The sequence below is a fragment of the Methanococcoides mangrovi genome (assembly GCF_052057775.1).
Lineage (GTDB): Archaea > Halobacteriota > Methanosarcinia > Methanosarcinales > Methanosarcinaceae > Methanococcoides.
In genome coordinates this window covers 2,102,734-2,114,842 of sequence record NZ_CP195121.1, presented here as the reverse complement: position 1 = coordinate 2,114,842, position 12,109 = coordinate 2,102,734, and the positions used below count along the sequence as shown (strand labels likewise).

11 protein-coding genes are annotated in these 12,109 nt (G+C 43.1%); 6 read left to right on the top strand and 5 right to left on the bottom strand.

Annotated features, from left to right (window positions below):
• Positions 1-198 precede the first annotated feature (198 nt).
• Positions 199-519 (top strand): hypothetical protein, encoded by a 321-nt coding sequence (locus ACR3I3_RS10475; protein ID WP_440952204.1) that lies wholly within the window; start codon positions 199-201, stop codon positions 517-519.
• Positions 520-566: 47 nt separating this feature from the next.
• Here ACR3I3_RS10475 and ACR3I3_RS10470 read toward each other — a convergent pair whose 3' ends face one another.
• Both ACR3I3_RS10470 and ACR3I3_RS10465 read right to left on the bottom strand, forming a co-directional pair.
• The gene (locus ACR3I3_RS10470; protein ID WP_440952203.1) at positions 567-986 is read right to left on the bottom strand and encodes a hypothetical protein; all 420 of its coding nucleotides are present in this window, start codon (positions 984-986) and stop codon (positions 567-569) included.
• Positions 987-1,024: 38 nt separating this feature from the next.
• A complete protein-coding gene (locus ACR3I3_RS10465) occupies positions 1,025-1,783 on the bottom strand; it encodes a hypothetical protein (protein ID WP_440952202.1) in 759 nt (252 codons plus the stop codon).
• Between the two features lie 168 nt (positions 1,784-1,951).
• Here ACR3I3_RS10465 and ACR3I3_RS10460 point away from each other — a divergent pair, with 168 nt between their 5' ends.
• Positions 1,952-2,749 (top strand): DUF1638 domain-containing protein, encoded by a 798-nt coding sequence (locus ACR3I3_RS10460; protein ID WP_440952201.1) that lies wholly within the window; start codon positions 1,952-1,954, stop codon positions 2,747-2,749.
• A 120-nt stretch (positions 2,750-2,869) separates the two neighbouring features.
• Positions 2,870-3,301 (top strand): adenylyltransferase/cytidyltransferase family protein, encoded by a 432-nt coding sequence (locus ACR3I3_RS10455; RefSeq protein ID WP_440952200.1) that lies wholly within the window; start codon positions 2,870-2,872, stop codon positions 3,299-3,301.
• 56 nt (positions 3,302-3,357) lie between these two features.
• On the opposite strand, the gene ACR3I3_RS10450 is transcribed toward ACR3I3_RS10455, so the two are convergent.
• A complete protein-coding gene (locus tag ACR3I3_RS10450; protein WP_440952199.1) occupies positions 3,358-4,500 on the bottom strand; it encodes a pyridoxal phosphate-dependent aminotransferase in 1,143 nt (380 codons plus the stop codon).
• A 72-nt stretch (positions 4,501-4,572) separates the two neighbouring features.
• Positions 4,573-4,923: a 6,7-dimethyl-8-ribityllumazine synthase gene (gene ribH, locus ACR3I3_RS10445; protein WP_440953790.1), complete on the bottom strand. Its 351-nt coding sequence runs from the start codon at positions 4,921-4,923 to the stop codon at positions 4,573-4,575.
• Positions 4,924-5,142: 219 nt separating this feature from the next.
• On the opposite strand from ribH, the gene ACR3I3_RS10440 reads away from it, so the two are divergent.
• Positions 5,143-6,222 carry a calcium/sodium antiporter gene (locus ACR3I3_RS10440; RefSeq protein WP_440952198.1) on the top strand — a complete coding sequence of 360 codons (1,080 nt, stop codon included), beginning with the start codon at positions 5,143-5,145 and terminating at the stop codon, positions 6,220-6,222.
• Here ACR3I3_RS10440 and ACR3I3_RS10435 read toward each other — a convergent pair whose 3' ends face one another.
• Positions 6,223-8,937 (bottom strand): cation-translocating P-type ATPase, encoded by a 2,715-nt coding sequence (locus ACR3I3_RS10435; RefSeq protein ID WP_440953789.1) that lies wholly within the window; start codon positions 8,935-8,937, stop codon positions 6,223-6,225.
• Between the two features lie 207 nt (positions 8,938-9,144).
• On the opposite strand from ACR3I3_RS10435, the gene ACR3I3_RS10430 reads away from it, so the two are divergent.
• Both ACR3I3_RS10430 and ACR3I3_RS10425 read left to right on the top strand, forming a co-directional pair.
• Entirely contained in the window at positions 9,145-10,968 is a 1,824-nt protein-coding gene (locus ACR3I3_RS10430) for a glycosyltransferase (RefSeq protein WP_440952197.1), read from the top strand.
• 74 nt (positions 10,969-11,042) lie between these two features.
• Entirely contained in the window at positions 11,043-12,032 is a 990-nt protein-coding gene (locus tag ACR3I3_RS10425) for a galactose-1-phosphate uridylyltransferase (protein ID WP_440952196.1), read from the top strand.
• Positions 12,033-12,109 lie beyond the last annotated feature (77 nt).

The following is a 12,109-nucleotide window of genomic DNA, read 5'->3' as shown; positions in this document are numbered from 1 at the left end:
TTTACCTATATCCCCGCATAATAGTTTGGTGATATAGGTAAGCACGAAAAACACTACGCTTTTGCAGATAGATTACACAACCATTTGAAAAATGAAACTATTAAACATATCAGAGATTTTATAACTATAGCTGAATTATTAAACATAGAGAAGATATGTGTTGCACGGAGATAATCAAGGAACTGGCCTCTTGAAAGTATGATCTTTGATATTGAACATAACAATTTTTGGTATGAGGATTGGGGAACAAAGCCCACCAACTTGTTGGAAGCTATTGAACTTTGCAGAAAAGAGATGGAAAAAGTACCTAAGCTCATTCCTATTTATAGCCACAGATATATTTCCTCAGAACCAGAAGAGAAAGGGAATCCTGTATTTTCAGTATACCAAACAGACATTATTTATTATGGTGAAGATTTGCTTTCTTACTTAATGATTGAGTTCAATATGAAAAGGCATAAAGAGATCGACCATACAAAAATCAGGAATATTCGGTTTTGGAGTGAAATAACAGGATAACAGTTGTGATATCAAATGTCAGATATCATTATATGATTCCTCCAAACTTATTCACATTTCATTTCATAATAGGAGTCCAGTAAAGCAATTGAGTATGATGCTAATAGATAGTTTAAATGCATCTGTGGATAATCTTCAAGATTAATTTGCTTGCTTAGTTTGTTGAGATTCTTTAATCTAACTGAAACCAAGAAATCAATCTCCTTTTGTTCTACTTTTCTTGATGACTTTTCATCTTTATACCTTGTAAGAATTCCATATATATCGGCTAATGCAAGGTCTAACTCTGTCCACAAATCCTCTTCAAGATCTCCTTCTGGAATTTCTCCAACTTGAACTAACCAAACTATTTCTTTTAGCTGATCTAATACATTTACAGTATCGTCTAACTTGTCAATTAAGGTCATGGCAGTTTCCACACATTCTTCAGAGTATCCGTGTAGTTTTTGATAGCTATCTATCAGCAAAATTAGTCTTAAGATATAAAAAATTATCACAAGGTAATTCAATCTGTAATCGTCTTGCCTACTGTGCTTTTTGTGTGCTTTATCAATCCCCTAACAAGTTGGCTTCTAAAATTCAACTTCCCTTCAGTTGCATTCTTTTTTAATCTTATCAAGTCGCTTCTATGCTTAATCCCATACTCCTTTGCTTCTTTAGGTCTAAGATTTAGAATTAATTGCTTGATTTCTTCCTCATTAACAAATTCCTGAGCTTGCATTACTTCCAGTCCTTGCTCATCAATGTTGTTGGCTTCCTTCCCTATGTAAACAACACCATCAGCATGAACATGCTTCCTATCAAGGACTCCAGTATCACCATCGAACTTATGCTCAGGATGTTCCACATATTGCATTATTGTCCTGCTCAATGGCTTGAAATAATTAGATCCTTCCTTGATATCCCCAGTTTCATAATCAATGAATGGTTCATAAACAATCTTCTGATGTTCATCTGAATAAGGAGCTAATGGCTTGACAGCTTTGCCATCTTCCTCAACAGCCTGGAATCCTACATGATAAAAGTCAAAGGGTTTGATCTGCCTTGACCACGGATTGCCTTTGTTGATCTTGTCAAATCGATGTAATACATTTGGTGTTGAAACAGTAAGCCTTGAGATAGCATACAATCCTGAATATTTCTCTTCAATATCAATTCCGGAAATCATCCCATTATGAAACTTGAGAATATCTTCCCAGATCTCAGCTTGCCAATCATCAACAGCTTTTGGAAATGGATTTGTTAAATGCCCAAGTCCATGCAACTTGAAAGATCTCTCACCTTCCGTGAACTTAATTTCACCGTTATCATAAGTGTATAGTGCATAACGCTTTGAGGATATCCCATAGAAATTCGATAAAAACGACTATAATAGGCATCCTTATATAGTTCCGACCTGCAACATTATCTACTGTAAAAGAGGAGGAGAGCTATGCCGGTAATAAGCCTAATAGGATGCAGGATGTTCGAGGACGAGATCGTCCATCTTGTAGAGCATGACCCTTTGATAGATGATCTGATCGTGGTCGAGAACAAGGACTGCGGTGGTATTGTAAAAAAGCTTGATGATGTGGGTGTTTCCTACAGGCTCTTGCCTGAGGCCAGCCTCGCATCCGGATGCCATGATCGGTGTGGTGATTCCTATTGCATTATCATAAACATGCTTGAATTCGCATTGCATGCTGTACCTGTCAACCTCAAGTCCGAGGTTTACCAGAAGGTTGAGGAAATGGCATCCTATTCAGATGGTATTCTCTTATTCTACGGTCTTTGTGGCAATGTTCTTGGAAATGTTGAAAAGGAGTTAGGGGACCTTGAGTGTAAGATCTGCATTCTCAAGGAAGAGAACGGTGAGATCGTCGATGACTGTATCGGGGCAGTGCTCGGCGGAAGAGAGGCATATCTGGAACACCTCAAGAGCTTCAAGGGAATTGGTACCTTCTTCCTGACACCCATGTGGGCTGCTAACTGGGGAGATATGCTGGTTGCCGGTGGCTTCGGCAAGGATCCTACTGATATCGAGACATCGAAATTCGTTTTCGATGCAGTGGGTTACAAGAAGGTTGCAAAGGTCAATACCGGGCTGCATTATGAAAAGAAGTTCGATGATATCGTAAAGGAATTCGCTGAGCTATTCGACTTTGATATACTGAATATCGAGGGGGAACTGAACCTCATTGAGAGCTGCTACAGGAAGTTCCGTAATGAAGTGCTGAAAAAGGAACACTGATCCTCCGGATGGATCACTGTTCATTCTTTTAGCATAATATTATTAAGGTTGCTGTTCATTTCCTGAACTGTAAGACCCTTTGGTCTTCTTCCATAGTTTTACTTTACAGGGTGATCTTTCTTGATACGAGTACTTGCCACAGGAACGTTCGATCTTTTGCATCCAGGGCACATTTTCTTCTTAAGCAGTGCCCGTGCTATGGGTGACGAGCTCTACGTGCTGGTCGCAAGGGATTCCATGATACGGCACAAGGAAAAGCCTATTGTTCCTGAATTGCAGCGACTTGAGATGGTCAGCTCTTTGAAAGCAGTTGACAGGGCAATGCTTGGAAGCGAAAAGGACATTTTTGAACCGTTATATGAGATCGACCCTGATATCATCGTTCTGGGACATGACCAGTTCTTTGACGTGGAAGAGCTTGAAAATAGCCTCCGGGAGCGAGGTTTCAAGGCAATTGTAACGAGGATAGACGAGTCACTGAAGTGTCCGCTATATAGCAGTGGAAGAATTATCAACAAAATACTCGAGCGGTATTGCGAGAGTAAAAGCTGATCCACATTAGCTAATATTTAAAAAAGAAAATGGAATCAATCTAAAAAAAGAAAGGTTTAGAGGAGTGTGTCCTCTATCCTCTGGAGTGCTTCCCTTATTCTTTCCTGTGATGTGGCATAGGAGATCCTGATGAAATCCTTGCTGCTTGCACCGAAACCTGCGCCAGGTGTCACAGCTACATGTGCTTCCTGAAGCAGTTTTTCTGCAACTTCATCACCGTTTCCGAATTCGCTGACATCAGCAAATGCATAGAATGCACCGTCAGGCTTCTTGCATTTGAATCCGATCCTGTTCAGGCCGTCGATGAGTATGTCGCGTCTTGCCCTGAACTCTTTGATCATGTCATTGACAGGTTCCTGTGGTCCTTCCAGAGCTGCCACTCCACCGAACTGTGCGAAGGTGGTTGCACTGCTTACGGAGTGGGAGTGTATCTTTTTGAAGCCTTTCATCAGCTCCGGTACAGCTGTCACATAACCGAGTCTCCAGCCGGTCATTGCATAAGCCTTTGAGAAACCGTTCACAGTTATGGTACGCTCGTGCATGCCGTCCAGTGAACCCATGCTGATGTGCTTTTTGTCATAGATGATCTTCTCGTAGATCTCATCAGAGAGCACAAGCAGGTCATGGTCGATAGCAAGATCTGCAACTGTCTTGAGCATCTCTTCGTCATATACTCCACCGGTAGGGTTGCATGGGGAGTTGACGATGATGAGCTTTGTCTTGTCGGTTATGAGTTCCTCGATATCATAAGGCATGAACCCGTTGTCCGGGTCAGTAGGTGCCCAGACAGGGTTTGCACCTGCGAATTTGATACATGGGCTGTAGGATACCCAGGAAGGGTCCGGAAGAATGGCCTCATCGTTGTCGTCAAGGACGGACATAAGGATCTCAAAGATAGCCTGTTTTGCACCCGGTGTGACAAGGACGTCATCCGGTGTAACGTCGAGCTTGTTCTCGCTCACCAGCTTGTTCGCAATTGCTGTCCTGAGCTCAGGGATACCATTGGATGGTGCGTAATGTGTCTCACCACGGTACATTGCATCCGCTGCTGCCTTGCAGATATGTTCCGGAGTGTCAAAGTCCGGTTCTCCAAGGCTGAAACTGATCACATCGATGCCTTCGCTCTTCAGCTTGTTGGCAGCGTTTGCGATCTTGATGGTTGCCGATTCTTCTACACGCTCAAGTCTTGATGATGGCATAGGAATTACCTTTTTAGATCTCGTTTTTTTAGTTGATCGTTTTTTACAGTTGACTGAAGTCGAACTGCAATTTTATTTCAGGCGTCTGACAAGCTTTACTGCAGCTTCGACCGCACGCTTTGCATAATCCACACGCTGGTGTGCTTCCATACGTGTCATGCCCGGTCCTGCAATACCGAGTGTGACCGGTTTGTCGTACTCAAGTGAAAGATCGGTGATCTTCCTTGCAGCATGCTGGACAACGATCTCGTCATGCTTAGTAGCACCCTCGATCACGATACCGATCGTGATGACTGCATCGATGTCATCGCGCTTGCAGAGTTTCTTGATAGCAAGAGGCATATCGTAAACGCCAGGCACCAGAATTGTGTCTACTACCTCAGCGCCAAGGAACTTTGCATGCTCTGTTCCCAAAAGTTCCATCTGGTATGTAAGGTCCCTGTTGAACTCAGCTACGACAAATCCCAATCTAATAGGTTCAATATCACTCAAAGCATCAAACTCCTTTATAATGTTTAACGTATCTTACTCATTAAACATCTATCTTGCATATAAACGTACTTATAGGTACATATATCATCAGATCATAGCGGCGTGACACCATAAACAAAGATAAATAGAAACGTGTCCAATTGAAGTTCGATGCTTTCAAATATTGCTATCCTGCTTATAGGCCTGATACTTCTGGTCAAAGGATCCGACTTTTTTGTAAGTTCTGCATCTTCAATTGCAAAGAAGTTCGGGGTCTCCGAGTTCATTATCGGGCTTACCCTGGTAGCCGTCGGTACCTCCATACCGGAGCTTGCTTCTTCCATAACCGCATCACTGTCAGAATCAAGCGGAATAGTGATAGGAAATGTCGTGGGTTCGAACATTGCGAACATAGCCCTTATCGTGGGATGTGCTGCCATCATCTCAGTGGTAAAGACCGAATCGGACATGCTGAAAAGGGATGGTTACATTATGGTCTTTGCTTCTTCTCTTTTCCTGCTTCTTGCATTTGATCTTCAAATATCCAGAATTGAAGCAGTTGTCCTTGTTCTTTTTTATGTAGCTTATGTTTTCTTCCTGTTCGAGGATAAGTCAAAGTTCGAGGGCAAGTCCTATTTCCGGGAGTTTATTCACTATTTTGTAAAGTTCAAATATGTCGGATCAATGAACCAGCGCGTCAGAAATGGTATCAATGATTATAACTCCGCTAAAAGAAAGGCTGTAAGTAACAGTGATCAGAGCCCTGAACAGGAAAAAAAGAGAGAACTTACAGGCATCTATAAGGATCTCGTCATTCTCTTCATTAGCGGAGTAGCAGTGATATTCGGTGCAAAATACTTCGTTGCAGAAGCAATATTCTTTGCAGAACTGTTCCGGTTACCTGACACACTTATTGGTGTAACACTTGTTGCAGTAGGTACCTCCCTTCCCGAACTGATGGTTACAATATCCGCTGCACGCAGAGGTTATGGAAATATTGCTATCGGAAATGTGATAGGTTCCAACATTACGAACATCTTTTTGGTCCTTGGCGCATCAGCACTTGTGTTCCCTCTGGAAATAACTCCAATGACCATTATGTTCACCGGTCCGTTCATGATAATGATAAGCGTTGTTCTGCTGTGGTTCATCAATACACACTGGGAGATCAGGAGGATAGAAGGGATCGCATTGATCGTCCTTTATGTTCTCTTCCTGATCTTACTGTTCAGTTCCGGTATGGCAGTGTGATTACCACTTCAGGAAAGCCTTTGCAAGCAATGACCCCTTCCTGATATAGTATTTCCTGATCTCATCCTGCAGGAACAGCAATACTGCGAACGGTACTGCAAGCAGGATATATTCCAATGCTACCGGTGCTGTTCCGAAGATAGTGTTCGCAAATGGATGGAACATTATCATAGTAAGTATAAGCAGCTCGCTCACGATGGCCAGCAGTATCATTTTGTTGGTGAATGGGTTCTTTGAGAAGGCTGATTCAACCCTTGTTCGGGACACGAGCAGATTTGCTACCTGGCAGATAATTACGGCAGCGAAGAATCCCATTATCGCCTGCCTGTACAGGAGCTCTGTGCTAAGCAATGCCTGTCCCCATGTCCATCCCCCGTCCAGGAGTACGGCGAAGTAACAGGTAAAGCCTGCAAGTGCTTCAATGGGTCCTTTCATCCCGTAGGATGTGAGAAGGACCTGTGGTGTTAGCAACTTCTCATATTTGGATCTGGGGGGACGTTTCATTATATCCCCTTCCCCTTTCTCAACAGCCAGTGCCAGTGCCGGAAGTATATCCGTTCCAAGGTCGATGGCAAGGATCAGTTGTACGTTCATCGGCAGTGGGATCGCAAGCAGTACGAATGCGATGAAAGGCAGTATCTCCGGGATGTTGCTCGTAAGGATGTAGGCGATGAACTTCTTGATATTGTCAAACACCGTTCTTCCTTCTTCAATTGCATTGACGATGGTGGCAAAATTATCATCAAGGAGTATCATATCAGCAGATTCCCGTGCCACATCGGTACCGCTTCCCATGGCTACGCCCATGTCTGCGTTCTTTATTGCAGGAGCATCATTGACACCATCCCCGGTCATTGTCACGATCTCTCCCCTTGACTGGAATGCCTGTACGATCTTCAGTTTCTGTACCGGGGATGTTCTAGCGAAGATGATGTCAGGTGCCTTCAGTCTCTTCGAAAGTTCTTCAATTGGTAACTTCTCCAGCTCAGCACCTGTGATCATCTCCGGCTCATGGCCATTGTTGCTGAAACCTACTTTTCTCGCAATGGAAAGGGCAGTGACAGGATGATCTCCTGTTATCATGACTACCTTGATCCCGGCTTTGTGACATTTATCTATAGCATCCTTTACTTCCGGTCTGGGAGGATCCACAGCTCCGGCAAAACCGATGAAAGTAAAACCGCTATCATACTCTATCTCATCCTCTACCCTCCGATAGGCAAGAGCAAGGACTCGTTCCCCTCTCTCGGCTATTTTCAGGTGCATGTCCAGAAGTTCGCTCCTGTCATCATTGCTAATTGGAACCTCATCCCCGTTCATCAGTAAGTGGTCGCACATTTTAACAACAACTTCGCTTGCACCCTTGAGATAGGATTCCTTTTCACCAGAATCGGTCTGGTAAATTACCTGCATCCTCTCTTTCAGGGAATCGAACGAATATTCCATCAGCCGGGTGTTGTTCCCTCTCATCAGCTCAATATCTGTGAACTTTGTTGCATACATCAGCAAAGCACCTTCAGTCGGGTCTCCCTTATATCCCACAGGTCCGCCAGTGAGCCTTGAATTATTGCAGAGGACAGCTACTTTCAGTAGTATTTCCGGCGGCTTTTCCCCGTTTGCGACATCGATCTGTTCAAAACCCAGTGTCATCGAATGGACGGCCATTTTGTTCTGTGTAAGTGTTCCGGTCTTATCGGTGCATATGACCGTGGTCGAACCAAGTGTTTCAACCGATTCGAGTTGCTTAATAAGAGCATTCCTTTTTGCCATTCTTCTTGATGCCAGGCTTAAGGCAAGGGTCACCGTTGGAAGTAGCCCTTCAGGCACATTGGCAACAATGATCCCTATGGCAAAGATAAGGTTCAGGAGGAACAGGTCCTGTATCAGGAAACCAATGGTAAAGAATGATATTCCCAGGAAGATCGCGATAATTGATATGATCCTGATGAAATTGTTCAGCTCTTTTCGAAGAGGGGTTTCAACTGAGGTCGTTTGCTCTGTCAGTGTTGCAAGTTTTCCCATCTGTGTATTGTGACCTGTCCCGAAAACAACTGCTTTTCCATTGCCTGTCAGTACCAGGGTTCCTGAGAATACCATGTTCCTGCATTCCAGCATTTCAGGATGGGTGCACTCAAGCGAACGCAACTGCGGCTCGGCCTCTCCTGTCAACGAAGAATTGTCTACCTTTAAGGTATTTTCCTCGATGAGCCTGCCGTCAGCCGGGACCTTATCTCCTTCTTCCAGAAATATGACGTCCCCGACGATAAGGTCGGATGCCAGGATCTCTTTGATCTCCCCGTCCCTCAGGACCTTTGCAACAGGGGGTATAAGCTCACGGAAACTTGCCATTATCTTTTCGGTCTGGTACTCCTGTATGAAAGTGAAAGTGGCATTGAGGATGACAACTCCGAAAAGTGCAATAGCGATGTATAGGTTTCCTTTGCCGGGATCCAGTAATTCTGCTGAATATGAAAGTAAGGCACCTGTAATAAGAAGTATGGAGAAGAAATTACGGAATTGTTTCAGGTATTTTTTAAGGGCAGATTCCTTCCCGATGTTCTCAAGTACATTTTTTCCACATTTTTTAAGTCTTTCCAGAGCTTCAGCTGACGTTAGTCCTTCTGGCCCGGCACTGAACCTATCGAAGAACTCTTCGAGTGAAATGGTATGCTCATTGCCTTTAGGTCCGCATTCGGTAACCTTTTTGTTGAGTATGATTTTACCCCCTTACTCTCAACATATTTGTAAATATTATTGCAATAATAGGATATAGATTATTCCATTTGCTCAGGCAATTTATAATATATTCTGGATACTTTCTTTGGACTATGACAAATTGGCAAAACAATTGATATTTTTCCAAAACCTAATATACTATTCTTGACAATAATGTAGTCAAGTAGTAAGTCGGGGGGTACCGGGTTGATCGAACGTAAGTGTATTATTATTGCCGGCGAAGAAGCTGGCCCTAAGTCCAACAAGATGGGTGGGATCTGGAATGTCATTGATGAAGAGGTAAAAACTCTTGCTGAGATGCTTGAAGACGGGACTATAGAAGAAGAGAACACTCCTCAGATATTCGTTGCTGGCTCATACTATGGCTATAGTGGATCTGATTGGAACAAGGGCCTGAATCGTATCACAGATATGAGCGAGTTCGAAGAGTTTGAGCCCGATGAAGAACTTTCAATGATCATCGACGAGCTTGAGGAAAAGGGTGTTGAAGTTATTGCCGGCGCTAAACATATCAAAGGGATAGAAATTATTTACCTGATGTTCAAGACCAATGATTTCTGCAGGAAGGTCGTTGAATACAACGGAGAACATATTTGTCTTGAAAATAAGATTAAGGCTGAAGCCTACGACCTCATCGGTCTTGATTCCCTTGTATATGAGGGCATGGGTAACAGGGTTGAATATACTCATTATCTCAATCTTTCATATGCAATCTCCGAATTTGTTAATACACTTGTGTCATTTCGGGAAGAGAAGACCAGCACCTATGAAGATGAACTGATTTCCGAATTTGCCAGTTCTTTGATGCCTACGCTGTATGTATCACTTCACTGCCATGAATTCGGTGTCTTTTATGCAATTGCCAGGCTCAAGAAAATAGGTGTTACGATAAATACAGTTGCAACCTGTCATGCAACCATACCCGGAAGGGTTGCAGGACACCTTTCTATCCAGAAGATACGTGATAATGATACTGAATGGGGTGAAGGGGTCCCGAAGAACATGGCTACCCTTGAGTCATTGTCCGAATATGCGGATGTTGTAACTGCTGTGGGAGATTCGACGAAAAAGGAGATCAAATTGTTCTATGGTATCGATTCCATCATTGTGAGGAATGGTATCGATCTCCAGAACGCGGACATTAATGAGATACTGGACAAAAAGACAAAATGCCGAACAAGGATACAGGAATTAACTGCAGAAAAAATATATAATACTCATAATAGTCTGAAACTTTTGCCGGAAAAGATCATTCCGATCTTCTCTATATCGAGGATAGAAGTTGAAAATAAAGGATATCCTGACCTGCTGGATTCTCTTGTTCTTCTTGACAGAATGGTGAGGATCGAAATAGAGGCGGGTAGTCTTGATGAGAATTACAGGGTTGTTTGTTTCATCATAACCGCTCATGGTCCGAAGACCAATCTCCCTGATAATTTTCCGATAAAGCTCACTGAAGAAGTACTTATCGGCGAAGAGATGCGTATCCAGAAAATGATAGAGAGCAGAAAACTTGAATGTTTCAGGCTTCCTAGTGGTAGCAGGTATGTATCTGCTGTCCTTTACCCCCAGTGGCTTTCTAAGAACGATGGCGGTTTCAACATGAGCGTTGATGAGTTCATGGCCGGTTGCGTTGCCGGTATCTTCCCATCCAGGTATGAACCGTTTCTTCTCACCGGTCTTGAGGCCGGAAAAGAAGCCACCCCAAGCATTGTAAGCAAGGTGTGCGGTTTCAGTGATGCACTAAAGACGGTCAAGCGCCTGGTAATGGGAATGGGTGGCGTACTGGTGGTTGACAACATCGATCAGGCCTATCTTGAGACGATAGCAGATTATGCACTTACCATGGATTATTTCATAGATACTTATACCGACGACAAGACCAAGTACAATTTCCTCTGCCAGGAAGCAAATCTCCTTGCACAGGATATGAACTGGCATGAGCCTACAAAGCAATACTATGAGATGCTTACGAGGAAAAAAGCAAAAGGCGATACTAAGGATATGTGAGTTAGAACAATTGTAAGTTAGAACAGTTTCTTTATAATATGAATATTCATTGATATATTAGGGTAATGGGGAACATGTCAGAGATACGCAAGCATTATTTTCTGGACGAATACTGTATAATTGCACCAGGCAGGAGTAAAAGACCTTCTGTTTTCAAGGAGGAAAAGAAAGAAGGCTTCTCCGAAAGGTGTGTATTTTGTGCAGGTGAAGAAGACAAGACACCTCTTGCAACTGCTGTTTATAAAGATGGCATGATATTGAAGGACGAAGAAGGCTCAAGGATAACAGGGTGGGATGTACGATGCATACCAAATCTTTATCCTGCACTGTCTCCAGCTGCCGTTGGTGTCAGTTCTGAGTTCGATGTATCTCCTGGCTTTGGTTATCATGAGGTAATAGTCGAAACGCCTTCACATGAAAAGGTCATACCTGATCTTTCAGATACTGATATGTCTTTACTTATGAAGGTCTACCGCGATCGTGTGGTTCACTATGAAGGCCAGGACAAAATAGAATATGTTTCACTTTTCAAGAACTGGGGTGAAAAGGCAGGTGCATCCCTGGCCCATACACATTCTCAGCTCATAGCACTACCAATGAGGCCCCCGTTATTAGCTGAAGAAATGAAGATGATCGGATCTTTGCAAAAATGCCCTTATTGCGATCTCATTGAGAAAGAAAGCAAAAGCGAGAGACTTCTGTACGAAAATGAGCATTTCATTGTAATCACTCCTTATTGCTCAAAGGTCCCTTATGAGATGTGGATACTTCCAAGGATGCACGTACATCACATATCCGGTTTTGATGACGAACAACTGGATTCCCTGGGGAGGGCGATCCATTCTGCTCTGTCAGGTCTCTGGGAATATATTGGTGAGATCCCTTACAACTATATGTTCTATCAGCTGAGGGATGAGCCTGGTTATCATTTCAACTTAAAGGTCCAGCCGGTAACAAGTAAGGCAGCAGGCTTTGAAAAAAATACGGGAGTCTACATCAATACAATGCCTCCTGAGACGGCTGCAAAATATCTTCAGGGTATTTTTGAGGACAACTCTGAATGATGCATTCAAACATTCATTTAAAAGATCACTTTATTTATTTATTTATTTATATTATTGTTTATACTAAATATAAAAAA

Excerpts from the sequence above, each read along its gene's own strand:
- ACR3I3_RS10475 (WP_440952204.1), top strand. The coding sequence starts at position 199 with ATGATCTTTGATATTGAACATAACAATTTTTGGTATGAGGATTGGGGA.
- ACR3I3_RS10425 (WP_440952196.1), top strand. The coding sequence starts at position 11,043 with ATGTCAGAGATACGCAAGCATTATTTTCTGGACGAATACTGTATAATT.
- ribH (WP_440953790.1), bottom strand. The coding sequence starts at position 4,923 with ATGGAACTTTTGGGAACAGAGCATGCAAAGTTCCTTGGCGCTGAGGTA.
- ACR3I3_RS10450 (WP_440952199.1), bottom strand. The coding sequence starts at position 4,500 with ATGCCATCATCAAGACTTGAGCGTGTAGAAGAATCGGCAACCATCAAG.
- ACR3I3_RS10440 (WP_440952198.1), top strand. The coding sequence starts at position 5,143 with ATGCTTTCAAATATTGCTATCCTGCTTATAGGCCTGATACTTCTGGTC.
- ACR3I3_RS10460 (WP_440952201.1), top strand. The coding sequence starts at position 1,952 with ATGCCGGTAATAAGCCTAATAGGATGCAGGATGTTCGAGGACGAGATC.